Annotated in this window: 14 protein-coding genes; 2 read left to right on the top strand and 12 right to left on the bottom strand. The window is 54.4% G+C overall.

The annotated features are described in order from the left end of the window. Position 1 precedes the first annotated feature (1 nt). From G358_RS0101030 to G358_RS32815, 5 genes are all read right to left on the bottom strand, one after another. The gene (locus G358_RS0101030; protein WP_019635338.1) at positions 2-1840 is read right to left on the bottom strand and encodes an ABC transporter ATP-binding protein; all 1839 of its coding nucleotides are present in this window, start codon (positions 1838-1840) and stop codon (positions 2-4) included. Further along, positions 1821-3830 (bottom strand): ABC transporter ATP-binding protein, encoded by a 2010-nt coding sequence (locus G358_RS0101035; RefSeq protein WP_019635339.1) that lies wholly within the window; start codon positions 3828-3830, stop codon positions 1821-1823. The genes G358_RS0101030 and G358_RS0101035 overlap by 20 nt, the downstream gene beginning before the upstream one ends. A 368-nt stretch (positions 3831-4198) precedes the next feature. Beyond that, the gene (locus G358_RS0101040) at positions 4199-7513 is read right to left on the bottom strand and encodes an ABC transporter permease (RefSeq protein ID WP_019635340.1); all 3315 of its coding nucleotides are present in this window, start codon (positions 7511-7513) and stop codon (positions 4199-4201) included. A gap of 13 nt (positions 7514-7526) precedes the next feature. Continuing rightward, complete coding sequence (locus tag G358_RS0101045; protein ID WP_019635341.1) at positions 7527-8228, bottom strand: ABC transporter ATP-binding protein; 702 nt, start codon at positions 8226-8228, stop codon at positions 7527-7529. A 219-nt stretch (positions 8229-8447) separates the two neighbouring features. After that, the gene (locus G358_RS32815) at positions 8448-8621 is read right to left on the bottom strand and encodes an apolipoprotein O family protein (RefSeq protein ID WP_019635342.1); all 174 of its coding nucleotides are present in this window, start codon (positions 8619-8621) and stop codon (positions 8448-8450) included. A gap of 810 nt (positions 8622-9431) precedes the next feature. Between G358_RS32815 and G358_RS0101060 the strand changes: the two genes are divergently transcribed. After that, the gene (locus G358_RS0101060; RefSeq protein WP_019635344.1) at positions 9432-9992 is read left to right on the top strand and encodes a hypothetical protein; all 561 of its coding nucleotides are present in this window, start codon (positions 9432-9434) and stop codon (positions 9990-9992) included. 495 nt (positions 9993-10487) lie between these two features. Next, entirely contained in the window at positions 10488-11870 is a 1383-nt protein-coding gene (locus tag G358_RS29270; RefSeq protein ID WP_420836039.1) for an ammonium transporter, read from the top strand. Between the two features lie 586 nt (positions 11871-12456). Here the strand turns inward: G358_RS29270 and G358_RS0101070 are convergent. The 7 genes from G358_RS0101070 to G358_RS0101100 all read right to left on the bottom strand — a co-directional run bounded on the left by G358_RS0101070 (position 12457) and on the right by G358_RS0101100 (position 25946). Next, a complete protein-coding gene (locus tag G358_RS0101070; protein WP_019635346.1) occupies positions 12457-13053 on the bottom strand; it encodes a P-loop nucleotide/nucleoside kinase family protein in 597 nt (198 codons plus the stop codon). Between the two features lie 175 nt (positions 13054-13228). Next, entirely contained in the window at positions 13229-16681 is a 3453-nt protein-coding gene (locus tag G358_RS29275; protein ID WP_240479916.1) for a GAP1-N2 domain-containing protein, read from the bottom strand. Between the two features lie 2 nt (positions 16682-16683). Then, positions 16684-17946, bottom strand: a complete 1263-nt coding sequence (locus tag G358_RS0101080; RefSeq protein ID WP_019635348.1) for a TRAFAC clade GTPase domain-containing protein — start codon at positions 17944-17946, stop codon at positions 16684-16686. Between the two features lie 26 nt (positions 17947-17972). Beyond that, positions 17973-18620, bottom strand: a complete 648-nt coding sequence (locus G358_RS0101085) for a hypothetical protein (protein WP_019635349.1) — start codon at positions 18618-18620, stop codon at positions 17973-17975. Positions 18621-18650: 30 nt separating this feature from the next. Then, positions 18651-19937 carry a vWA domain-containing protein gene (locus tag G358_RS0101090; protein WP_019635350.1) on the bottom strand — a complete coding sequence of 429 codons (1287 nt, stop codon included), beginning with the start codon at positions 19935-19937 and terminating at the stop codon, positions 18651-18653. Between the two features lie 97 nt (positions 19938-20034). Then, the gene (locus tag G358_RS0101095) at positions 20035-22557 is read right to left on the bottom strand and encodes a hypothetical protein (protein WP_019635351.1); all 2523 of its coding nucleotides are present in this window, start codon (positions 22555-22557) and stop codon (positions 20035-20037) included. After that, positions 22557-25946 (bottom strand): tubulin-like doman-containing protein, encoded by a 3390-nt coding sequence (locus G358_RS0101100; RefSeq protein ID WP_019635352.1) that lies wholly within the window; start codon positions 25944-25946, stop codon positions 22557-22559. The genes G358_RS0101095 and G358_RS0101100 overlap by 1 nt, the downstream gene beginning before the upstream one ends. Between the last annotated feature and the right edge of the window lie 2 nt (positions 25947-25948).

A 25948-nucleotide genomic window follows, 5' to 3' on the forward strand; every position in this document is an offset into this window, starting at 1 on the left:
GCTACCCGTCCTCTCCTTGCAAAGTCCCGTGATACAGCTCGCTGTAGAAGCCCTCCTGCCGCAGCAGTTCCTCATGGGAGCCCTGCTCGATTAGCCGGCCGTCCTTCAGCACGAGGATTGTATCGGCCTGACGGATCGTATTGAGCCGGTGCGCGATGACGAAGCTTGTTCTGCCCCTCATTAGGTGCTGCAGACCCTCCTGGATTTTGAGCTCCGTCACCGTGTCGATGCTGCTGGTCGCTTCGTCCAGCACGAGGATCGACGGATTGGCGAGGATCGCCCGCGCGATCGCCAGCAGCTGCCGCTGTCCCTGGCTGATGCCGCTGCCGTCCGCATCGAGCATTTTATCGTAGCCGTCCTGCAGACGCATAATGAAGGAATGCGCATTCGCCAGGCGCGACGCCTCCTCTACCTCCTCATCAGTTGCATCGAGCCGCCCAAAGCGGATATTTTCCCGGATCGAGCCCTTGAACAGGAAAGAATCCTGCAGCACGAACGCCATATGGGAACGCAGGCTCTCCCGCCGGATCGATGTAATATCCCGGCCATCGACCGTAATGACCCCTTTTGACGGATTATAGAAGCGGGACAGCAGTTGGATCAGCGTCGTTTTGCCAGCCCCCGTAGGGCCCACCAAGGCGATCATCTCCCCCGGCTTCGCCTCAAAGCTGATCCCCTCCAGCGTATCGCCGCCCTCATCATAGGAGAACGATACGTCCGAGAACCGGACAGCGCCCTCCACCTGCTGTAGCGTGACCGCTGCTCCTTCGTCCCTTTCCTCAACCTCTTCGTCCATCACCTCGAACACCCGCTCCGCCCCGGCAATCGCCGATAGCAGCGTGTTCCACTGGTTCGCCAAATCATTGAGCGGCCGGGTGAACTGCCGCGAATACTCCACAAAGACGATGATCACCCCGACAGTAATCGCCCCACGGATCGCCAGAATGCCGCCAACCCCCGCGACCAGCGCAAAACCCAGGTTATTTAGCGCATTCATCAGCTTCGGAATGAAGCCCGAAATCGTCTGCGCCCAAAATCCCGATTGCCGGATCGCATCGTTGCGCTCCCGAAACTCGCGCATTACCCGCTCCTCTTGCGAGAAAGCTTTGATGATCCGCTGACCCGACAGCGTCTCCTCGATATAACCGTTCAGCTCGCCCAGATTTTTCTGGCGCTCCTTATAGAGCGGGCCTGTCCGGCGCGTAATCCAGCGCATTCCGAGCATCATCAGCGGCACGATCATAAACGTCAGCAGCGTCAGCAGCGGGCTGAGATACAGCATGACCGCCAGCGTCCCGATCAGCGTCAGCACACTGGAGAAAATCTGAATCGCCGAGCTGTTCAGCGTCGAGCTGACATTGTCGATATCGTTCGTCAACCGGCTCATAATCTCGCCCTGCTGCCTGGTTCCGAAGAACGGAATGGGCAGCCGGTGAAGCTGGCGGAACAGATCGATCCGCATGCGGTACACCGTCTCCTGGGCGATCTCGATCATCCAAATATTTTGCAGCCAGGAACTCAGTGAGAATCCGATATACACTGCCCCTAATCCTGTTAAAAATAACACCCACGGCGCTCCCCCGCCCCCTGCGAGGAAATCATCCACGGCAACGCCGATCAAATACGGTCCCAGCAGCGCCAGCGCCGAGCTGGCCACCACCATCAGCAGGACGAGCGCCAGCTTCGCCTTACGCTGGGCCAGATACTGCCAAATGCGCCCAAGTGTCCCCGACCAGTTCTTTGCCTTGGCCTCTGGCTTGCGCCCCGCGGCGGAACCCGCGGTTTTAGCATCCAGCTTCGGATAAGGGTGCCGGAACGGTTCAACGAAGGTTTTGAGCATGCTGCGACACCTCCCCGTACTGAGATTCGTAAATCCGCCGATACAGCGGAGATTCCGCCATTAACTCCTCATGACTTCCCTTGGCGATAAGACGCCCTTCGTCGAGCAGCAGGATCAGATCGGCCGACGTGGTGGAGCTGATTTTTTGCGTTATGAGAAAAGTAGTGCAGGATAATTGCGTTAGCTCCTCCAGTAAAGCCGCCTCTGTCCTTACGTCCAGCGCGCTCGTGCTGTCGTCCAGAATGAGGATCGCCGGCCGGCGCACCAGCGCCCGGGCGATCGACAGCCGCTGCTTCTGTCCGCCGGACAAATTCACGCCGCGCTGCCCGAGCATCGTGTCGTATCCATGAGACAGCCGCTTGATCGTCTCGTGAATTTGCGCCTGCTTGGCCGCGTTCACGATTTGCTCCACGCTCGCATCTTCGCGGCCCCAGGCGATATTGTCCCGCACCGAGCCCGAGAACAGCATGACCTCCTGCGGGACATAGCCGATCGCCCCGCGCAGCTGCTCCGGCTCCATCTGGCGGATATCGCGTCCGTCGATGCGGATCGTTCCGCCCGTCGCCTCATGCAGGCGGGGAATCAGTTGAACGAGCGAGGATTTGCCCGATCCGGTAGCCCCCATGATCGCGATCCGCTGCCGAGGCTTGGTCTCAAAAGAGATCTCCTGCAGCACCCGGATATCGCTGGCCGGGTAGCTGAAGCTTACCCTGTCAAACTGCACCTCGCCCTGGATCGAAAAGGAGGCCTGCTTGTTTGCTGGTGCCGCAGCGGCTGCAGTTGCTACCTCGGCTGCAATTGGTGCCTCGGTTGCTGCAACTGGTGCCTCGGTTGCCGCAGTTGGTGCCGTAGCTGATGCAGCCGGAGCCTCGGTTGCCACAGTCGGGGACTCGGTTGCTGTTCCGTCCGCCCCTGCCCCGCCTACCTGTGCGCCGCTCCCTGCTCCATCAGCGCCTGCCTGCCGGGAGTTTCTCTGCCTCTCACGGACTGTACGGGCTCCCCGACCCTTGTCCACTAACACAGCTTCAGCACCCGCTGTTCCCTCGGCCTCTTCCGTGTTGAGCACCTCGACGACCCGTTGGCCGGAAGCCGCCGCCCGCGAATAAGAGCTGATGATCCACGACAGCGCGGACAGCGCCCCGATCGTGCGTAGCGAGTAGTTCAGTACCGCCACCACCTCGCCCGTTGTGGCCTGTCCCGTTGCGATATCCATGCGGCCAAACCACAGGATCGCGATAATTCCGCCGTTCATCATCAGCAGCATAAGCGGCATCGTCGTCTCGGTCAGCCGCAGGGCGGAAACGGTGCCCCGCATCAGGTCCTGGCTTCGCTGCTCAAACCGCTTCATTTCATGACCGACGCGAACGAACACGCGAATAAGCCGCATGCCAGTCAGATTCTCCTGGATGACCCCGTTCACCGTATCCATCCGCTGCTGCACCGCGCGGAAGAGGATAGAAGCTTTTTTCATCATCCAAGCAATGAAAATCGCCAGTACTGGCGCCGTCACCGTCAGCAGCAGACCCAGCTTCACATTGACGATCAAAGCCATAATGACGCTCCCCGTCACAACAAGCGGGACGCGCGTCGCAAAACGCAGGCTCATGAACAGCATTTCCTGCAACTGTGTAATATCACCTGTCAGACGCGTAATGAGCGACGAGGTCGGAAACTTGCTGAATACCGCGTAAGAAAAAGACTGTACTCGCTCATACAGCTTATCGCGCAAATCATAGCCGAACCCCTGGCTGGCATGGGACGCAAAAAAAGAGCTGGCCAACCCGGCCGCAAAAGCAAGGAGCGCGCTCACAGCGAGCACGCCTCCCCATAACCATACGACGGACAGATCCTCCTTGGCGATCCCGTCATCAATAATGCGGGAAATGAGCAAGGGCTGGATCAACTCGACGAACAGTTCGATCAACATCATACAGATTGCCGAAATGGCAGCAATCCGGTATTTTTTTATAAAGGATAAAATTGTAGCCATATGCTTACCTCCGGATGAGTTCCGCCTGACTTCGCACTCTAGCTCGTTGTTCTTGTTGCCGCAGCTTATTTGTGTGATCGTGTTTTGTGCTTGGTGCTTGGTGTTTTGTGCTTAGTGCTGGGTGTTTTGCGTCTTCTGCTTTAAGCTATGTGCTTTGTGCTTTTGTGTTTTCGTCGTTTGCTTTACATCTTGTGTTCTGTGTTTGACGACTTGAGCTTTTCATCTTGTGCATCTTGTGCTTTTTGTTTTACATTTTGTACCTTGAGCTTTGTACTTTTTGCTTTGCTTGATCAGTAGCTTGCGTCAGCAAATCAACAGTTTTTGTTAATCTCCGCCTTGTATCCCCGCCACTTTCCAAGCACCCCCTGCTATTCGACCGACTTCAACGCCTCAATCATATCGATATGCTTGAGCTTAAAGTGCATGAACAGCATAACGATGCCCGAGAACAGCAATGTCAGCACCGATGCATACACGTAGCTCAGCCATTTGATCGTAGGGCTGAACATCATCATATCGATTTCCGCCGTCTGTAGCACGAAGCTGTGCAGCCAGATGCCGAGGAAGTTCCCGACCACGATACCTAGGAAACTGAGAATCAGGTTCTCGCGGTAAATATACATCGTCACTTCCTTGTCGTAGAAGCCGAGCACCTTAATGGTCGACAGCTCGCGCACCCGCTCGGATACGTTGATGTTCGTCAAATTGTACAGTACGACGAATGCCAGGGCCGCCGCAGAAATGATGAGCACGACCATGACAACGTCCATGCTTTTGAGCGTATCGGTGAACGCTTCGCCCACGCCGCTGGAGAACTTCACGAGTGCTACGCGCTCCAAGGCCATCAACTGCTCGCCAAAACGATCCTCCCATTCCTTGCTCGCATCGCTCGACAAAACCAGCTCTGTGTTATATTCCGGCTCTTTGCCGAAAATTCCTTCATAATACGACGGAGTCATATAAACGAAATGCATCGCGTAGTTCTCCGTAATTCCGGCCACCCGCACCTCAAAGGGCTCATTCTCCTTGTTTTGCAGCGTCAAAGTATCGCCCGGCTGCAGGCTGTAGAGCTTCGCCAGCTTTTCGGTCACGATCGCTCCCTGGTCCGTCAGCTCCCGCCGCTCGCCGCTTTTCCGGTCCTTGAGCACGATGAAGCGGTCAAACTGTTCCGTAGTTTCGGGAACAAATACAGTCACGTCCTGATTGTTGACCCCTTTGGCCGTCGCGGTCATCGTATCCTGCGCCACATGCCGCGTATCCGTAACTTCAGGCGTCGCCGTCAGCAGAGCTTCGTACTCCTCTTGCTGCTGCGCATCCGCGCTGTTCTCATTGAATGCGATAAGCGCGTTGTACTTCATGATCTCCCTGTATTGCAATCCAGCGATATCTCCGATGGAGTCCTTCAGGCCGAAACCTGTCAAAATGAGCGCCGTACAGCCGGCCACCCCAAAGACAGTCATGAACATCCGCTGCTTGTAGCGGAACAAGTTCCGCGCCGTCACTTTGCCGATAAAGCCAAGCGTCTTCCAAACAAACGCCAACCGCTCCAGCAAAATCCGCTGCCCGCTTTTCGGCGCCTTCGGACGCATCAGCACGGATGCGTTGCTCCGCAGCTCTACCCTTGTGGCGATCACGGCGGTCACCGTCGTACAGAGCAAGGCCACGATGATGGATAGCAGGCTATAGCTCGGATAAAAACTCTTCCGCAGATCCGTCAAATTATATAAAGTCCCGTAGGCGTCATTAATAATCGTCGGGAGGAGCGTAAAGCCGATCGCCAGCCCGGCAGCCGAGGCCGCAAGGCTGGCCAAGGTGCCGTACACGAGGAACTTCGCCATAATATCGGCGTTCCGGTAGCCGAGCGCTTTGAGCGTCCCGATCTGCAGACGCTGCTCCTCGACCATCCGGGTCATCGTTGTCAGGCTGACCAATGCGGCGATTAAGAAAAAGAATACTGGAAAAGCCGTCGCGATCGCATTGAGCCGATCCGCATTATCGCTGTATTCCGCATAACCCGGATTACTGCTGCGATCCAGCACGTAATACTTCGGCAGCTTCAGCTCATCAATCTGCTCCTGCCCGTCGGCCAGCTTCTGCTCGGCATCCGCAATGTCCTTCTCGGCCTTGGCCTTCTCCGTCTCATATTCGGCCAGCCCCTTATCGTACTCGGCCTGGCCTTCCCCCAGCTCGCGCTTCGCCTCCGCCAGCTTGGCCTCGCCCTCCTTGCGGCTTTCGGCCAGCTTCGCCCGGCCTGCCTTGAGCTCGGCCTCGCCGGCAGCCAGCTTGCGCTCTCCCGCGACGAGCTGCTGCTTCCCGGCGGCCAGCTCCTTCGCGCGGCGGTCCAGCTCCTGCTGCGCCTGCTCCAGCTGAGCCGCGGCCTGCTTCAGGCCCTGCTCGAAGCCGGCGATCACCTGCTTGAACGCCGCCGCATCCACGCTGCCGCTGACGTAGCCCTCGGCGGCTGCGCCGAGCTGGGCATCGGCGGCCTTCGCGGCCGCCACGGCCTGCTGCTTCTGCGCCGCGGACAGCGCGTCCGGCGGAGCGCTCGCGAGCTGGCTCAGCGACTGCACAAGCTGCCGCCCTTGCTCGAGCCCTGGCGCCGCACTGGCCCGCTCCGCCTCCAGCTTCGCCTGGCCCGCCTTGAGCTGGGCCTCGCCCTCGCTAAGCGCGGTGCGGTTCTTCGCCAGCTCGGCCTTGCCGGCAGCCAGCTCCTTCGCCGCTTTATCGAGCTCGGCCTGCCCCTTCGCCAGCTCGCGCTCCAGCTTGGCTGCGCCTTCCTCGTAGTTCATGCGCCCCTCGTCCAGCTTCGCTTTCGCATCCGCAAGCTTCGTCTCGGCATCGGCCAGCTTCGCCTTGCCGTCCTCGATTTGCCGCTTAGCGTCATCGAGCTTCTCCTGTCCCTCGGCCCGCACCTCTTCCAGGCGCAGCTCCGGGCGGGCGGCCAGCGCCTGCTCCAGAGCGGCTTTATGCGCCTCAACACGATCATCGTATTCCGGCGTATAAGCCGTCATACCCGCGGTATCCGCAAAACCAATGTAAGCTTCGGTATATACCTTTAAGCTGAAGTCTTCCTCCGGAACGACGACAAAAGCATCCGCCGTCCCCTTGCCAATCCGGCTCGTGCCGCGGCCGCTTTTTTCGATATACTGCGGACTCTTCATCAGGCCGACGACCGTATAACTGGTCCGGTGGAACGAATCCTCCAGCTTGGCATCCGGGTTCGGGTTAGTGAACGTGATCGTATCCCCCAGCCCAAACGCTTTCGTCATGTTATGCTGAGCATCGATAGCGATTTCCCCCGGTGCTTCCGGCAGCCGTCCCTCGATGATTTCATAGCCGTTCAATGCGTTGTTTTTGGAATAAGAAAATACTTTCGCAATAAGCCCGCTGTCCCCGAGGAACACGTCCTCGCTATATCCCGGCTGGATGATGCTTACTCCAGGCTGCTTGCGCAGTACTTCAAGATCTTCCTCCGTCAGCCCGTAGGTCGATTGGACTTTAAGATCCATAAGCTGATGTTTGTTAAAATAATGATCGGCCGTATCCAGCATATCCGGCCCGGTAGCCTTAATGCCTGAAAAAAAGCCGACCCCCAACATAATAATGGCAAAAATCGATAAAAATCTCGCCTTCGTCTGCCAGATTTCTCGAAAAATATCGCGCCACAACGCTTTTTTACTCAATGTCATTTACCCCTTACCACTCGATCTCATCCACCGATACCGGGTTCGGATTCAGCGTCACGCGGCGAACCTTGGCGTTATTAATCTCAATTACCCTGTCCGCCATCGGCGCAATCGCCGAATTGTGGGTAATGACGATCACGGTCGTTCCCGTGTTGCGGCAAGTATCCTGCAGCAGCTTCAGCACCTGGCGGCCAGTATTGTAGTCCAGCGCGCCTGTCGGCTCGTCGCACAGCAGCAGCTTCGGCTGCTTGGCAAGGGCGCGGGCAATCGCCACACGCTGCTGCTCCCCGCCGGACAGCTGGGCCGGGAAGTTGTTCAGGCGCTCGCCGAGCCCTACATCCCGCAGCACCTGCTCCGCATCGAGCGCCCGCGGCGAAATTTGCGACGCCAGCTCCACGTTCTCCTTGGCCGTCAAGTTCGGCACCAGGTTGTAAAACTGGAACACGAACCCAACGTCATGGCGGCGATATCCCGTCAGTTCCTTGCTGCTGTACTTGGCTATGTCTTTCCCGTCGACGAGCACCTCGCCTTCATCCGCCGTATCCATCCCGCCGAGGATGTTGAGCACCGTGGATTTCCCCGCTCCGCTCGGCCCAACGATAATGGCGAACTCGCCTTTCTCAATTTCGAGATTAATTCCATCATTGGCGACGATCGTCGTCTCGCCCATTTGATAGCGCTTATATTCATTTCGGATCGTAACAAAACCCATCCTCTGTCCCACCTTTTGTCTATGATGCACTTGCACATATGGCGTATTTACTATTGGTTTTTTCAGCGTTTAAACCTTTGTCCCTAGTGTATCACAACAAAAATGGCAAGCAAAAAAAGATGCCGCAAGGGCATCTGAGCGCCAGAAAGCACCGTTCGTGCAATTTCATACAATGAAGTGATTTACATTTATTCGCCGGATGAGATTGCCGCTGCCTCCCTATAAAACGATATACAAAAAAAATGCAATGGCCGCAAAAAGAAGTCCCATGAACAATAACGTCCTTATCGTTTCCTTCGCGCGGTTTCTATTCCGGACAATGTAAAGCCCTCCGAGCCCGATGATGATAATATATGTTGCTGCAATCCAAAGCAGACCAGATAATGATTTCATAATGCGCCTCCCATGTTTCCATATCGCGTCCTCCACCTTTTAAGCGTCGGTTGGAACAATCCCATTTGGGGCTATATTGTTATTTTACCATTTACTCCTATGATATCACTTGCTTTTTTTGCGTAAATATATTTCATCACAACTCGTAAAATTCTATGTTTATTATATTGCGTGGTGTTACGTTATGTATTATAATATCGGTAAAGTTATTAATTTACAAGGGAGGGTTTCAAATGTCTCAGCTTTGTCGTGAAAAGCTGCTTAAAAGTATTCAAGCGGTCCATCTGGCTACTATGAACTATGCAAATTGTCTTTGTGAGGACATTTCTGAAGAAGATAAGGAAGTGTTTTTTCGATTCGGAACAGAGCTTTCTTTTCAACTCAAAGAACTGCGCAGGCTTTATACAACCTTGTATGGAGTAGATCCATTGAGCGGATTTGCTCCGATCCCTTCAACTTGCAGCTGTACTGAACAAAGTTCCTCATCCCGATAAACTGGCAACCTAAACTAACAACAATAATGCAGATCAGACACCTCTTCAATAAACTCCTATTTAATAAAGGCAACTTCGGATTTATCCCGGAGTTGCCTTCATGTTATATAAACTAGTACGACGGAGCGAACATCATTGTATAGTACATGTATGTAGCATAGAATCATTCGTAAGAACATTAAAAGGTTGCAAATCTTTTTCATTTTCAATGAATTTTTGTAAATATTTACACTCCAATTTATACTATGATTATTTATTATCGATCTTCTGACACGAACCCTCATATTATTTTGTAAGTAAAGAATGGAGTGGTATCATGATAAAATATAAATTAATTTTACCTAGTACTTTTTTGGCTATTTCATTAACAGCTTGTACTTTTGCACCCAACTCGGCAAGTCAACTACCCAGTTCAAACCAGACCGTCCAGTCCACAGCTCCCCAAAAAATTTTATTTAAAGATGAGAACGATGGAACATCAGTAAAGGAGCAAAAGCGGCTAAATATTTATTCGGTACCTGACCATATTTTGCAAAATAAAGTTACAGAAATCCCCTACTATGCATTCGGAGAAATAAGCTTCGTTACAGAAGAAGATATTAACAGCGTTAATGAAGGACACTCTCCATGGAAAGCTACTCCCCTGTTGTCAGCAGAACTATTGACTACAAATCTAATTCCAACAAACATAAATAAAGATCAAGTTTCTTACGTGGTTACAAAACAGTTGAATCCCAATAAAGCAAATGAAATAACTACTGTGGAAATGAACATACCTGGTGCTGGAGTGTATACAATTACTTTGCAATACCCTGAAAATAGTCCGATCAGCTTTATTACTCAAATTACTTTTGTGTCTGAAAATAATTCACAATGATTCCAAACCTTTAGCTTCACTTGTGTTCCAAGATCTTTGCCTTTATCAACTCAAATATAACTGTAGGCAGTAGAAAAACAATTTCTTTTGGATGTTCCCGCAAAATCAATCTCCAATATCCTTCAACTTGCTTCAAAGCATTTGAAGTCCATCTCCCCTAAGCCCCCCTCATCCATCCTACTCTTTGTCTCTTCCCATGCCATCTCTCCGGCAGTTTGGAGAATATTTCCCTATATACAGAAAAAACGGAGACTTTCGGTCGTTCCAGGGTCCGACTATTCCGCCTTTATAAAAACTTCCTCGCCTATTGTGGCATACTGCAAATTAATACAAACAATGATTGTTATACGAATGCCGTTATGGTTATAAATCGTAGCGGTTTCAAGAAGATTTCTAGCGTAATACTATATAATAAAAGCAAAATAGTGCATGTAATCCCGGGGCCTCCTCCATTTATAATTTCATTATCATTTTAATCCTGTTAGATCATATAACATTGGAGGAGTGGGTATCATGATGGAAGTTGGATTTAACTCGTTGTTCGTGTTTCTGGCTGCGATGCTGGTCTTTTTTATGCAGGCCGGATTTGCTTTACTGGAAGCGGGAAACGTGCGTATGAAGAACGCTGGTCATGTCGCCGGCAAAACGATGCTTACTCTAGGCGTAGCTATTCTGTCCTGGTGGGCTTTCGGGTTTGGTTTCGCTTTTGGCGATGGGAACAGGCTTTTAGGAATGACGGGGTACCTATTTGGCGGTGAAGGTGACATCGGTTCATTTCGTGTTCTATCGGACATTGGCGTCCCTCTGAATCTGATGTTTCTGTTCCAAATGGCCTTTGCCGCGGTATCGCTGGCTATCGCTTGCGGGGGGATGGCTGAACGGGCGAGGTTGAGCGTATATATCGTGTTCGGAGCTCTTTTTACAATAATTATTTATCCGATGGTCACCCACTGGGTCTGGGGCGGCGGCTGGTTGGGAAGCCTTGGGATGCAGGACTATGCCGGATCTACCGTGGTTCACTTGACAGGGGCAACCGCTGCTCTCGCCGCAACGATACTGCTCAAGCCTCGTCTGAGCAAATACGGCCAAGACGGGAAGCCCAAAAGCATTCCGGGACATAACCAAGTCATTACTGTGCTTGGGGTAATCATTTTGTGGATCGGCTGGTTTGGCTTTAATCCCGGCAGTGCATTAACTCCGCTGAATGACGGATTTTTCGGGTACGTGCTTTTGACGACAAACTTGGCTGCCGCGGCTGGAGGTATCGCTGCTCTTCTCATTTCTTGGATAGTTCGAGGTAAATCGGATATCCCAAGTATGTTGAATGGCGTATTGGGCGCGCTTGTAGCTATTACTGGTTCTTGTGCCTTTGTCGATACCTGGGCCTCGATCCTGATCGGTGCGGTAGCGGGTATGATTACATTTTTTGCAGGAAGATGGATTGAGCGGGCTGGCATTGATGATCCGATCGCCGCTGCTTCGGTTCACGGTATTGCCGGAGTATGGGGGGCCATCTCCACAGGGTTATTCGCTACTCCGAAGCTGGTGGAAAGCACCGGAGTCGGCCAAGCAGGACTATTCTACGGCGGCGGACTCGGGCAATTGGGTGTGCAAATCCTTGGCGTCGTCGGCACATTCGCCTTCGTCTTCATTCTCTCCCTCTCTATCCTTTGGGCAATGAAAAAACTAATGGGCCTACGCGTAACGCAAGAAGAAGAGGTCATGGGCCTCGACCTCAGCGAGCATGGATCTTATGGATATCCGGAGCATATGAAATGGAGAATGAAAGCAGCAGGCAGTTCGTCCATGAAGGATAAAGAGAATGAGGGCCACGAGGGGCATGATCTGCTGGTTACGCGCTCTGCGGCGGTGGAGTAAGTGCTAGGGGAGAGGGCTTCGGCCCTCTTTTTTGTTTAGGGTTGAGGTTGCTAGCTTGGAGTTATTTCCCCCTGTGTTCAGATAATAATGAATTTCAATTCATCATTGGTTATGTTCAAGACCCAGCGTACACAGGGCTGAAGACGAAGCTTCAACATTTCAATCACATCACTTGTTACGGTCTAAGTGCTCTCAAGGATATAGCCTATCTCCTATCAGAATAATTTCAATACATCACTTGTTACGGTTCAAGGCGACAGACTCATGCTTGTTCCACCACACAGCCAAGATTTCAATACATCACTTGTTACGGTTCAAGACTAGTAAAATCAAGCTTTTTAAAAACCTCGATATACAAAGTCTACTACAGCCGCAAGGGATTCGCAAAATTTTCTCAACCGAAAGTACTTTTGTATAAATTTAAGAGAATAACAATTGAAGTCCTTGATACACAAGGCTTTTACAAACTAATCTGCCAACTGCGGTTGGGAAAAAACAATGCTCTCCTCATCTACTTTATAACTACTAAATCGACACCCCCATACCAACAAAAAAACGCCACCCCAATAGGGCAGCGTTATCCTGCTTAACGGTTAGCAGCCTTCACAAACTCATACACAGTTTCAATCTTTTCCTTCGTCAAATCGCCGCTGTTATCGAACACAAGAATCGAGGACTTTGGAATGTCCCAATTTATCTCTGGAACAAACTGAACGCGGTGCTTGAAATCGTCCCAATGCTCCAGCTTCCAAGTATCCCGTTCGGTTTGACGGTCGATGATGCGTTGTTTCTGCGTTTCCATATCGCTTAGCGTGACGACGATTACCTTCACGTCAACTTCGTTTTTCGTGAGGCCTGCTGCGGAGATTACGTCTTCAATCCACTGCTTGTTCTTCAATTCAGCCGTAAAGGGAGAGATCATGAACACGTTCTGCCCTGCGGCCAGATTCTCGATGCAAATATCCTTGGTTGTGTCGTACTCCAGATCGCGGAGATGCTTCTTATAAAAATCGGAGTCACGGTCGTTCACGTCCAGGCCGTTCATCTCCAAAATTTTCTCAACGAACCTTCCGCCTACGGTATCCCGATCCAGAAAAGCCGCCGGAATCCGGTCAGCGATCTTGCGGGCAACTGTAGTTTTCCCTGTACCAGCTACCCCTACAAAAAAAACAAGCTTCTGCACTCCAAATCCCCCTAACTTTTAGATAAAAACAGTGTACCATTGCGCAGTTATGGAAACAACGGCTTCAGGCACTGTATTTGTCCTTCTGACATTATTCCTAAGGCGCTATTCGCGAATTCTCTATTGTTTCACGTTAGGCTGATTTGCTCCATCATTAAAAATGATTTGTCCTATACTAAGGCTGAACCGTATCAATCTCCGGCTGTACAGGCTCCAACTGTCCGTTCTGTCCAGCCCTGGCCTCCGCTTCCTCGCGGGTAATGACCGTATATTGCTGATCGCCTACCTTTATCACACTACCTGCCGGAATATCCACCTTCTGTCCTAAAGAGACCGTAACACGGGAAGAGTACACGGGCTTTGTTTCGCCGTTAGTCTTTCCGTTGGAGCCATCGTTAGCAGCACCTTCCGGTTGCGCCGAATTCGAATCACCAGCTTGTCCGTTCCCCGATGCATTCGTTCCCGATGTCCCGGCTTGGCCGCTTGTTCCAGCTCCTTGATCAGCTTGAGCAGCTTGATCACCTGAGCCACCTTGGCCGTTTTGCGGAGCTTGTGATCCTTGTCCTCCAGCGTTCCCAGCAGGGCCATCCGTTGTTTCCGTCGAATCTCCAGAGCCTGCCGGACCATGGCTTGTTACAGCATTGCTAGCGGATCTATTGCCAACTCCGCCATTACCGACTGCGTCATCACCGGCCCCGGTACTGCCTGCCGCACCATTCGCATTTGCACTACTGCCCGTTGCCTCATTCGCCGCCGAGCCAGCACTGCCTGCTGCCGAACCATTAGTACCGCCAGTGCCATTACTGCTGTTAGTGCTGTTACTGCTGTTAGTGCTGTTACTGCTGTTAGTGCTGTTACTGCTGTTACTACCACCAGTGCCGCTAGCGCCGTCAGTACCGTTCGTCCCGGATCCCTCTGCTCCACTTCCGTCACCACTGCTGTTCGAATCCGAACCGTCAGCCCCGCTGCTCGCCCCATTTTCAGCCGAGTCCCCGGCAGCGCCGGTTCCATCCACACAGTAAGCGTCGAATTTCAAATTCGCAAACTGCTGAACGGTCTGGTCCGGTGCTTTGATCGACATTGCCGCGGGATCAAACGACTTGCACTTCTCTGCCCCGGCAAAAAGAAACACTAGCGAAGTCGTCTCTGCACCATCAGTGCCTGTCACCTGGTCGGCATACACAAGTACCTCAGGCTCCGTAACTGGAGTAGGAGAAGGGGTGGCCTCTGTCGGCGGTTTGGCGCCGCCAAGCATGCCTTGCTGCTGCATGACGAGTAACATGCCTGCAATGACCACAAGACCAGCCAGCAAAACAATCGCGCTCATTCTCACCTTTTTCCCGTTCTGTGCCAAAAATCGCTTGAACGGCGAGGACAGCTCCAGGCGTATTTTGGCAAATACCGCGGCGAGAGGCGCTCCCGCTTTATCGAAATAGCGGATCCGGTAGTCCCTGTTCTTGAAGGCGGTCCGGTCATGCGTTTTGAAATAATCCAGCAGCGCCGCCGTGTAACCAGGAACGATACCACGGTCATGGGCAAACAACGGCTGTCCCTGCGACCAGAGCATGAACTCGTAAATCTTCTCCGGGTCCTTCGCGTTCCGCTGCAGGTAATCCAGCAGCGCCTTGTAATCAATCTGGCCGGATTTGGTATCGTAGAAGGCCAGTACGATTTTACCGAACTGGGCCAGCTCAACCGTGGATTGCAGCCATTTTTTGCCCAGCTGCTGCAACCGCCCTACGTCCGCCGAAGGCAAACCGTCAAAAATGTTTTCCGCAGCCTCACGCTGGGCAAACCATTCGTACAACGCTTGCAGCATATCGACATGATTGCGCTGCTTGCCCTCAAACAGCAGTCCGGCAAAAGCATCCGGCCGGGCCAGAAACTCCGCATCTGTTACCTGCTCCCGCGTTAATTGTTCCAGCTCCAGCTCATCCAGCAGCACCCGTTTGGCCGCAAGCGACAGATTTTCCGCCAGCTCGGAATCCGCCAAGGTCATGCCGCGGTCCGTCACCGGGGTTCGTCCCCATTTGCGGATATGCTCCAGCACCATATGTACCGCTGCCAGCAGCTGCTGTTCCTTCCGCAGCTTGTCTGTCAGAGCGGCAACTGCGTACTCCTTAAAAGCCCCGTTCCGCAATACGCCCGGATGTGTAACGGCCCAGTTATGCACTGTATTCAGCACTTCCCGCGACCCTCGCGCTTCTTCGAACTTAGCACGAATATAAGGCTCGAATAACGCGCCTTTCAGCTCTTCGTGCTTCAGTACGAGTTCAAAAAACGTCTTGCTCAGCTCCGGCTGGCTCTCAACAACACCATACAACGGGCGGGCCAGCTCAGGCTTGTCCCCCATTAGTGAGCTATTAATTGCATGAATCAAATAATTAATCAGCTTGATGCCGTAGCTTGTGCTCTCCAGGCGATAGTAGTCCCTGAAGCATTCCACGACGGCCAAGTCAGGCAGGTTCCGCTGCTTCACCGCATCGAATTCCCGGTCAAAGGCAGCAAGGAAAATATCATTCAGCCGGATACGCGATTCCAAAGCGCCCGCAGGCTCCAAATAACTCAGCAAGCCCCGTAGCACGGTCATTTTATGAGCCTCGTATAAGTCCCAATTTCCGGCTTCGATCTGATAGAACACGGCCAGCTCATGATAGCTGGACAGCAGCAGGCGCCGCTGCGGCTCCATGCCCGCCAGCATCTCATCCGCGAAACGGTGGAACTCCTGCAGCCGCTCCAAATCTCCGATCGCCTTCCAGACCATCTCAAGATACGGCTGTCTTCCTTCTTCCAGCTCATCCTGCGGCGCACGGCCAGTGGCGAGATCAAACACGTAGTCCTTCTCGATCTCCCTGTCGTTCGGCCGGATGCTGCCGCGCTCCACAAATTGCAGATGGATGAACTTGCGGCTTTGCGGCTCCTTCGCATACGTGATGAAGCCGAGGCGGCGACGCTGCTCGAACGGCAGGCAGGCATACAGCACCTGAACGAGCGCGGAGGCCGCTGCCGAAATTTGCTCCGCCGGTACGTCCAGGGCGACATAAACTTTCTTCCGGCCCTCGCCTACCGCGGTCATGACCGCGAACAACAGCCGCTTGAAGGTTTTCTCGTCCAGCTTCAGCTCATGCAGCAGCTTCTCGGCCATCAGGCGCGGAAGACCCTCCTGCGCATAACGCGGGTTCTGCGGAATGTGCTCAAGCTCCGGCAGCTGCCGGCCGATCTCCGTGACGTACCTCTCCGCGAAAGCCGCTTCAATATAATCGCGGTAACGAGTGACGATCTCATCCTGCCGCGCGGCCGGAATGATGTAGTTATGCGTCAGAAAGGCGCTGCGCAGGCCGGTGAAATCCGCCGACTGATACAGGCTGCGCCCCAGCACCGTATCGCCGCCCTCTGTATGGAACAGATGGATCGCAGGCGGATAGCTGGCATCGTCCTTCTCGCCCCGGGAGACGAGCTCCGCGGGCGCATCGTAGCCGCAGAACGGATGCAGCTGTTTTTTGATAAAAACCGCATCCAGCCCGTCTGAGGCCGCTACCGTGTCAAACCCTTCCGTCGCCCGAAAAATCCCGCTGCGCTCCCGGGTATAAATCTGCTGCTGAATCAAATCGGGAGATAATCGCTTCATGCTCAAGACATTTCTCTCCCCTCAATATACTTCAGCTTATACAGCAGCCAAATGAACGGTTCGTCCACGCGGATCGGCTGTACCACGTCCTGCAGCTTCTGATCCACCGGATTGCTGCCGAGCGCGGATACCGCGAAATAGCCCGTGTCCTTGAAATACACATCCATCGTACCTTTGAACGGGCGATCGACCTTTTCGATGAAGCGGCGAATTTCCCCGTCAATGTTCTCGAACTCGGTCAAATTGAAATATTTGCGATGCACTGCATTATTGAAAATATTGCTATTCGATTTGATATACTCACCCTCTTCGTCCTTCAGAGAGTGCAGCATGTCGCTTTTGGTCAGCACGACGGCGGTCGGAATATCCGTCTTGCCCTGATCCTCGTAGGCGATGAAGTCCCCGAACATCGTCAGCACGACGTCCCGCGGTTCATCATATTGCGACACCAAATCGCCCGGCTTATCCCCGACATTGATGCGGATTTTCTCGCGAATCGAGCGGATTTGCAGCGGATCAACCATAAACAGCAGCGCTGAGGAATTTTTAATATGCTGTCCCTGCAGGCCCAGATAGTCCTGATCCACCATCCCCTCTCCGGCGACGTCGAAAAAGACCAGCGTCAGCGGCGGCTTCGACTCATCCTTGAACACGAATTGGAAAATAAACGGCTCCTGCATTTTCTCCTTCTGCGTGGAGGCCAGCAAATCGCCGCGCTCGAACAGCGGCTCCTCATACATCGTGCGGAATTTGCGGCTGATCTCCGCATTCAGCGGCATGCAGGCCGCGTCGAAATGGTCGGCAGTCGTATTTTGCAGCGTATGGATCAATGCGGTCATGTATACGGATTTCCCCACCTGGGAGGCGCCGACGATCGAAATGATGTTGCTCGGCACTTTGCCCGCCGTCACCGGCAGCTCGTTATGGCAGCTCGGACACAGCCTGCGCCGCGTCACCTCGCCATATCGGTCGTTCAGCCCAATCAGGACATGATCGGAATAAATCAGATGCTCCGGCGGAACGTCCTGGGGACGCAGCACCGCCTCCATATCATAGACGATGTCCAGTCCGAAGCGCTCCCTGTATCTGTTCAGCACTTCGTCCTCGCGCAGCGCATAATCCTCATCATCCTCGCGGTAATGAGTCGCCCGGAAGACGACCTCATCCGGCGCGAACTTGCTGAAGCAGTAAGGGCAGACAATATCGTAAAACAACGGCCGCGGCTCGGCCTGCGGTTTTCTCTTGAACAAATCAAACAAGCCCATCGTTCATTCCTCCTCGCTTGCGGTGCTTATTCGGGAATCAGCTCGAAAAATCGGCCATACTTGCGGCCGTCCGTAAAAAATAGCCGCACGTAATCGTTCTTGCCGACCTCGATGACGGGCAAGGTGCTTCTTCCCGCCGGGAAATCCCGGAGAAAAGGGTACACCGTCCCGTCCTCCATGCTGGCCGGATAGCTGTCCTGCTTTTTCACATAGCATAACGCTTCCTTAGGGACCTCCACCTCGGCGAGCACCGAAATTTGCACCGTCTTGTATTTACGCAGCAGGCTGCTCTTCTGCCGGATCGAATAGCGGATTTTTGCCCGTCCGGTACTGATCTCCACCGTATTCTCCGACCCCGGCTGGCGAATAAGCAGCTTCTCCCCGTGCTCCATAATGCAGGCATACACGGTATAACGCACCAGACCGACCTGGTCGATCCGGTCGCGGTACCCGCCTGCCGCCTTATACTCCTCGCGGGTATACAGCCTCAGCTCCCCAGGCTGCGGGGCATGATCACTCTCTCCGTACAAGCCCCGGTCCGCCGCTCTCTCGTCGATATAAACCGCCTGCAGGCCTTCGGGCCATTGCCAGCGGATCAGGCATTGATCCTCATCAAGCTTGTAGCTCAGCTGTGTGATCAGCGGCAAGCCTTCCTCTGCTTCAATAAAACGCATTGCTATGCCCCCTTATGCCTTTAAAGTCCTTTAAAATCCTCTGCTGCGCCGATCCCGCGCCGGCTCTGTATACCCCGCAGCCGCATCCCGGACAGCAGCGCCTCTACGGCGGATGCCGGTGCGGACTCCGTTCTCGCTCATCGGCACGACGACAGTGAACACTGTCATCACCGCGGCCAGGATAAGGCAGGCGAGCAGCCTCAGCAGCGCGTCGCCGACAAGTGAGCCGTTCAGGCCGAACTCCAGCAGCAGACCGGCAAGCAGGCCGGCAACGGCCCCGCCGATCGTGAAGCTTTTGGCCAAATAGCGGTTATCGAACATGAGGCCAAGCGACAAGCCCATTAGTGCCCCGAGCGCCAGGATCAGCACGATTCTCAAGATCATATAATACACGCTGTGCTCCATCAAACCGGTGCGCTCTGTCACCAGCATACGTTCGTCCAAATTGTCGTAAATTTGCTGGAAGACGAAGGATAGGTTGGCCGCATCCGCTTCGTCATAATATCGTCCGCCAGTCTGGCTCGCGATCTCTTTAAGCAATGAAGCCCCTTCGGAATTGCCATAGCGGCTTAATCCCAAGCCCACCGTATTCACAACAACTCCCCTGCTCCGATAATCGGCAAGCACTTGCGCCGTATTCACGTCGCTGAAGCCGTCGGACAGCAAAATTGCCATCGCGCCGCTGGAGCTGTTCAGCCCTTTGATCTGCTCCATCCCGGATTCCAGCGCCAAGGCAATATCCGTGCCAAAATTCGTCGATTCAAGCGCGTCAATCGCGGCGTGCACCTCATTCTTCACCCCTTGATCGCGAACGCGGACAAAGGGCTGGATCAATTCGGGATCGTCATTGAATACAATGACCGCCACCTGCTTACTGCTGTCCATCTGATCCACGAACGATTTAGCCGCCTCATAGCGCAGATCGTCCGGGTCCGTCTCCATCATGCTTCCGGAGTTGTCGATGATAAGCACAATGTCCTTCACCGTCTTAGCGCGGCCGACATTCAGCTCATAAATGAATTCGAACGCTGTTCCTGCCAGGAGCAGCATGACGAGCGTGGCCGGAACGAGCAGCTTCCATGAGGTGCCCATATATCTTTGCCGCCAGGATATGCCGTTCAGCCGCGGTGAAATGATTTCCGCAATCAAGCAGAACAGGCCGATCGAAAGGGCGAGAATGCCGAAATAGAGCCCGATGAGCAAAATTCCCGGCAGCCGGCCGGTTAGCCGGCCCAGCAGCACCTCGCCGATCACAAATCCGACTGCCCCGCCAATGAGGCTGAACAGCACCAATAGCCAGTTAATTTTACGCTGCATATACGTTACTTCCTTCCCACAATTTTTATATATGCCAGACCCCCTCCGGCACGGTTATAACACCATCCGAGGGAACACAGCAAGTCTACGCAGGCGATTAACGCAGCTTGGGCAGCAAAGCCCGATCTATTCCGTGAAATTCATAACCGTTCTGCGAATAGGTTTCATAATAGACTTTTCCATTCAGATAATACATTAAGTCCTCAATGTGGAAGCCGCCCATCAGATTGAGCTTCTCCAGGCCGCTGCTTCTTTGCTCATGCACACAGCCCAGCTTGTAAATCCGCGACGTCTCGTCAGCCTGAAAAATATGGCGCACGAGCTCGCTCGTATAATCGCCGAACACATACTTCTCCTCGTAGCGGTGCTCCTGCGTATAGTCGTACAAGCGAACCTGGATCGCGGCGTTGTCCTCCAAAATACGGTACAGCTTCTTGAACAGCTCCTCCTTGGTCAGAACTGTCTTGTTGCCGTACTCGACCGTCACGTTGGCCCGCTGCAGCAGTTCTTCCTCGAACGTCCGCTTGAACAGCGGTGAAGCCAGGATCGTCTGCTTGCAGACCTCGATCAGCCGATCCGCCAGCCCTTCCGGTCCGTTCTCCATCAGCCGGCGCGAGTCGCCGAGAGCACTTTCAGCAAAAAACGCATGCCGCCCCCGCTTCGTTTCCCACTGCTCCATCAAATCTGCAGTCACCCGCTCGTAATACTCCATAATGTTCTGGCCGATATAATCATCCGCCGTCCTAATGCTGCCAAGCGCTGTATCGCGCAGGTCCCGCTCCAGCGACTCCAGCTGGGCAATCTCGGCGCGGTACCGGCCATGCAGCGCCTGCAGCGCGTCCTCCAGCTTCGCGATCAGCTTCAGCCGCGTTTCCAGCAGCAGAATGTCCCTTTTGCGGGAATACACATTGTCGAACAAATAGCGGATCAGGCTGCGCAAATTATGCCGGTCCATGAGCGGAACGCGCGGAAAAGACTGCTCCTCCACCCGTCCCTGGCGGAACTGCTCCAACTCGGCCTTCGCCGAAGCCAGCTGCAGCTCCGCCTCACGGCGGCTGTTGCGCAGGTGGGCAGCAACGCCCGCATCCTCGTCCCCGTCGCCCGTCCAGGCGGCCAAGGTGTAAATTTGTACGTCTGGCCGCTGTTCAAGCGACCGCGTCACCGCCTGATCGAGCCATTGGGCCGCCTCAAATTCCTTCAGATGGCGAGCGGCCTCCTCCTCGAAATTACGGCGGAAGAATGCCTCGCCTCCGCCGCCAAACAGCGTCTCCTCCGCCTCCTTCAGCGAAAGCTTGCGCGCGGCCCCGTAGCTGACATCGTTCGTCATCAGGCCGTGCATTTCGCCGAGGCCTTCCCCGGAAGGAAGCATGCTCATCGCCGCCCGCTCCAGAGCCGCCCCATCCAGACCGAAGAAGCTCAGCTTCTCGGCAGTGGTCAGCGGCGGCTCCTGCTTCATCCGCTCCAGCAAGCCGCGGTAGAAGTGATAGAGCACGGCGAGGGCGATCGATTGGTTTGGCCGCTTCACTCGGGATAACCCGGCGGAGACTAAGCCCTGGCGGCCCGATTCCGTCATGATATTGTTTTTGAACGAAGTATTATTGTAAGCCGGGTTGTTCGCAGCCCAGGCCTGTTCCGTCTGATGCCTGTTCTTCAGCAGGCTGATATGCGAAATGATCTCGTAGCAGCTCTGCATACCATCCAATGAGGCGATTCCCCGCTCATCCCGGTCCGACAGCACGTAGACGAGATCGAACAGCGGGGACGGCGAATGGGTAACCGGAATCGAGATGCCGTCCTCCGTCACGTGAAGCGGGGCGCTGAATTCGTAATCCGGCTGCTGCATCAGCTCCAGCTCGCGGAGGAACGCCACGCCAAGCGAGCTGCTGTAGCCAAAGGCCTCCGCGCCCTCGCGCTCGCTGATCAAGGCGTACAGATCGAGCTGCACCGCCTTGAACGACTGCCGGAATATCGCTTCAGCCAGAAGCGATATTTCCGGGACAAACACATTAAGCGGGTCATCGACCCGCGTAATGATCGAGAGGCGGACCCGGTCAAAGGACGGGTACAGCCTCCCATACTCGGCGAGAGCGCCGCTGGCCTGCCGCAGCACCCGGTTCAGCTCCGGCAGGCTCCCGGCTTCCTCATAGAACTGCCGATAGATGTCGCGGCGCGCGGCTGGCGCAGCTGAGCCCTCCTCTACCGTGACCGGAGTGCGGTAGTGCAGCAGGCGGGGCGAGGATGAAGCACCAGACGGACTGAATCCGCTCCACCCTTGCATTCCCGCCGTACCGGATGGCGTCGGCTGCCCATAGGGTACTGCCGGCTCTTGATCTGGCTGCCGCCCACCCTGCGCATGCAAGCCGGCCCCGCCCGGTATCCCCGCCGAGCCAGCGGCAGGACCACCCTCCGCCCCAACGTGAATGTAGATCAAGCCCTCGCTGTTCTCCCATTTTTTCTCGTTCATCTGCATGATCGGCTCAATAGCCTCTTTACTTTTGTCGCCTATAAACAGAAACACCGCGGGATAATGAATGCTGCTCTGGTCATCGCCCAGGCCCGTGCTGCGCTCCTCCGCCCGGTCATAGGCAGCGGCGAATTGCTCCAGCTTCTGTCTGACCATTATTTCAACCTTCTGCGAATGTCGTTCAGCTTCGCGGTGACCTGTCTGTAGAACTGGTACATCTCTTCCCCGTTAGCCAACTCCACCTTCTCGTATTCCAGCGAGTCCCGCCCCTCCTGGAATTGTTCGGCCAGCTCATCCAGCGTTTGCAGCAGCGGCCCGACATCCTCGCTAGCCGTCAGTTCCGCGTCGCGGCGCGATGCTTTACGCATCAAGGCGCTGAGACTCTTCTCGTCCAATCCGCGGAAATGCGTGAACACTTCGTATTCCACGTAATTACGGCTCTTCATCAAATTGGCGAACGGCTCCCACGCCTCTTCCTCCGGATCACGGTCGTAGACGTAGAGGGCGCCTTTTTTCGCAATCGTGCCGGTGTAGATCGCCTCGATGAACTGCTCCAGCCACTTCTCCTCGTCCTGGTGCTGCTCCAGCACCGCATCGAGCTTCGCGGCCATCGCCGCAATCTCGTCGTACTTGGCGATCTCCTGCCGCACGCGGGCGATCAGCTCCGGAGAACGGATCAGGTTCTCCTTGGCCAGGTCCTCGCTGATGCTGCCGAAAATATCCTTGTCGCCCTCTTGCGGCAGCCCTTCAGCCAGCAGGCGTCTGAGCTCGACCACCGCACGCTTCACTTCGCCCAAATTCGGCTTCGGCGCGTCCAGGCGCATGTCATAGGCCGCCAGCTTGCTCTCCAAATCGAACGGCTTCGTAAACACCGCCGAATAGCGGTTGCTCGTATTGTGGTCGGCGTCTTTTTCCACGATAACCTTCAGCTCAAGCGCTTTGGAAAACTCCTCGCGTACGCGTGCATTATAGCTCTGTACCCGCGAGTTGGCATACGTGTCGCCCCATGATTTCTCCGGGATCGGCGAAGGCAGGTACGTCCAGTTGTTCTTGTCCGTCTGCACCAGGTGGCGCCCGATTCCTTCCTTATCGAGAATCGTCCGCTCATAGCTCTCCTCATACACCTTCAGCGGCGTATAGACGAACAGCGGCACCCCGTTGCGCGTATTCAGCCAGAAAATCCGGTTCTTCACTTCGCTTTCCTTGACCGTGAAATGCGATTTGCCGACCGCATTGTTCTGGTAGTTGCGGATCCCTTTGAGGATGCTCGGCGCCTGCACTGGAACGGAGACGAAGCCCCAGGAAGGGAAATGCAGATTGCCCGTGCTGTTCGACAGATGGAAGACCGGAACCGCCTCCTCATCCAGCTTGCTGGCAATGAAGCGCTCGACGAACTTCTCGATCGACTCGTCCTGCCCGTATTTGATGACCAGGAAATCCTCCATCGACTTCGTAATCAGATCGCCGAATTTCTCGCTCAGGAAGTCGGAGATGGAGCTAACAATATCGATCTCCTGCTCCTTCACCCATTGGTTCGAATTGTTCAGCAGCTCCAGGGAGAAATCGCGGATCAGGTCGTCGACATCTTTCTTGTCCATGATGCCGCTGACGACACTGGAAATATCCGGAACACTGACAATATTCCAGTAGTACGTCTTGTTGCCTTTATGATCGATTTGCTCATCGCCGCTCGTCAGAATGTCCCCGTTCTTGGCAAAAATCGAGCTCAGCGCGTTCAGAATTTCCGTAAATACGCTGTAAATCCGGTTATTTTCCTGATTCAACAGCTGGTACAAGTCCTCGTAAAATTCGATCATTTGCTCCGTGCGCTCCACGTCCGCATGCAGCCAATATTCATGAATTTTCGCCTCGATATAAGCGTTTTTCTTCTTCTCCTTGGAGACGAATGCGCTCTTCGCGTCGCCCAGCTTCTCGTGGGCATGATCCTGCGCCGCTTCGATATCGCGCGGAATGCGCAGCAGGTTCTCGCGCAGCGCCTCGATGTAGGACAGAAGCATTTTCAGCAGGCAGAAGCCTTTTTCCGTGTAGATCAAACGGGACACATAGAACGGGCCTTGCTCCGGATGGAGGAACAAGCGGCGGATCTGCTCGCTGAACTGCTCCAGCACCTCGCCAGGCAGCTGCTTCTTCGCCTTGATATATTCCTCTCTTGCCCGGGCCAGAAAAGTCTGCTCCAGCTCCGTATCCATGTTCACGACCTGGGACTTCACCACATTGGCAAAGCTCAGCCGCTCGCTGTTCTCATAGCCGGGCAGCGGCTCGGGAACGCGGGACTCGAACGTCTTGATCATGCTCTCGAGGTCGATGCCCAGCTTGCGGGCAAACGTCTCGACATTTTCCTGGCTCGGCGCATGCTGGAACATTTTCTCCATTTTGCCGAACAGACGGTACGCCAAATACGTCGTCATTTCTTCGATCGGCAGCACCGCAGAGGAGGCCCCGATAATGTTGTATTCATAGTTCGCCGGATACATCTTGTTCATTTGCGCGATGTTCGTGCGAATATTGCTGATATAGTCATGAATCGCAAATTCCTCGCCAGACTGCTTCTCTTCACTCGCCATAAAGTTCGTAATGTTCTCGGCGGTGACGTTCATGCAATAGTCATAGGCGTTCTCCAGCAGCTTGCCCTCGGTATTCGTCGCCGAGATCAAGTGGCACAGATTGAACGGCGGCAGCGGGGAATTAACGGTCAGAATGTTGCCGTACTGCTGCTTGAACCGCTCATTGCGGCTGTCCACGTTCATCCAGTAATCCAGCTCTTTCAGCGCCGCATAGCCGTTCTTCTTGATGTACTCGCGCGTATGCTCGCTCAGGCTCTTGTTGGACAGGTTGATGTCCGGCGTGAACAAATAGCCAAGCGTATTCACCCGGTCGATCCCGGCTGAGCCGTGATCACGCTCGATGATGCCCCGCACGATATAGGCGATGTCGAGGAAGCAGCCGCTTCCCGTTCCGCCGGACAAACCGGTCAGCAGGAATACCATCAGCTTCTTGTTCGTGCCTACCGACAGCGTTTTGATTTTCTTGTCGATCGCCTGCACGACCTGATTGATCTTCGTGAACAGCAGCAGCCGTCCGGCCTGCCGTACGCCTGCTGCCCCGTTCATGCCGTCGGTGATGCTGAGCTCCGGGGACAGCCAATCGGTAATATAGGGCTCCAAAATGCTCCGGTTCTGCAGCAGCCCGCCGATTTCCGGATTGGACAGCAGAACGAATTCATTGATCGGGTCGAGCCCGATTCCTTTGTACCGCTTCGTACGGTCCTGCTCGTTCGTCTCGAACGCCAGAAATTCCACGTTGTCAGGCTTCTCGCGCTTCTTCTTGGACAACGGGTCCTCCGGCAGCCTAAAGCGGCGGTTAATCTGATATTTCAAGCGAAGCAAAGCATCGATCCCCGTGCCGCCCAGGCCGATGATGAGGATCGGATTGTCGATCGTATCGACGCGGATTTTGTCGCTGACGATGCCTCCGCCTAGCGATACGTCCAATTGCTGGATATGCTCTCTGACTATCGGTTTCATAT

The sequence above is a fragment of the Paenibacillus fonticola DSM 21315 genome, from assembly GCF_000381905.1.
Lineage (GTDB): Bacteria > Bacillota > Bacilli > Paenibacillales > Paenibacillaceae > Fontibacillus > Fontibacillus fonticola.

Coding starts and splice junctions, on each gene's coding strand:
- G358_RS0101080 (WP_019635348.1), bottom strand. CDS start 17,946: ATGGGCTTGTTTGATTTGTTCAAGAGAAAACCGCAGGCCGAGCCGCGG.
- G358_RS32815 (WP_019635342.1), bottom strand. CDS start 8,621: ATGAAATCATTATCTGGTCTGCTTTGGATTGCAGCAACATATATTATC.
- G358_RS29275 (WP_240479916.1), bottom strand. CDS start 16,681: ATGAAGCGATTATCTCCCGATTTGATTCAGCAGCAGATTTATACCCGG.
- G358_RS0101030 (WP_019635338.1), bottom strand. CDS start 1,840: ATGCTCAAAACCTTCGTTGAACCGTTCCGGCACCCTTATCCGAAGCTG.
- G358_RS0101085 (WP_019635349.1), bottom strand. CDS start 18,620: ATGCGTTTTATTGAAGCAGAGGAAGGCTTGCCGCTGATCACACAGCTG.
- G358_RS0101045 (WP_019635341.1), bottom strand. CDS start 8,228: ATGGGTTTTGTTACGATCCGAAATGAATATAAGCGCTATCAAATGGGC.
- G358_RS0101095 (WP_019635351.1), bottom strand. CDS start 22,557: ATGGTCAGACAGAAGCTGGAGCAATTCGCCGCTGCCTATGACCGGGCG.
- G358_RS0101100 (WP_019635352.1), bottom strand. CDS start 25,946: ATGAAACCGATAGTCAGAGAGCATATCCAGCAATTGGACGTATCGCTA.
- G358_RS0101090 (WP_019635350.1), bottom strand. CDS start 19,937: ATGCAGCGTAAAATTAACTGGCTATTGGTGCTGTTCAGCCTCATTGGC.
- G358_RS0101035 (WP_019635339.1), bottom strand. CDS start 3,830: ATGGCTACAATTTTATCCTTTATAAAAAAATACCGGATTGCTGCCATT.
- G358_RS0101060 (WP_019635344.1), top strand. CDS start 9,432: ATGATAAAATATAAATTAATTTTACCTAGTACTTTTTTGGCTATTTCA.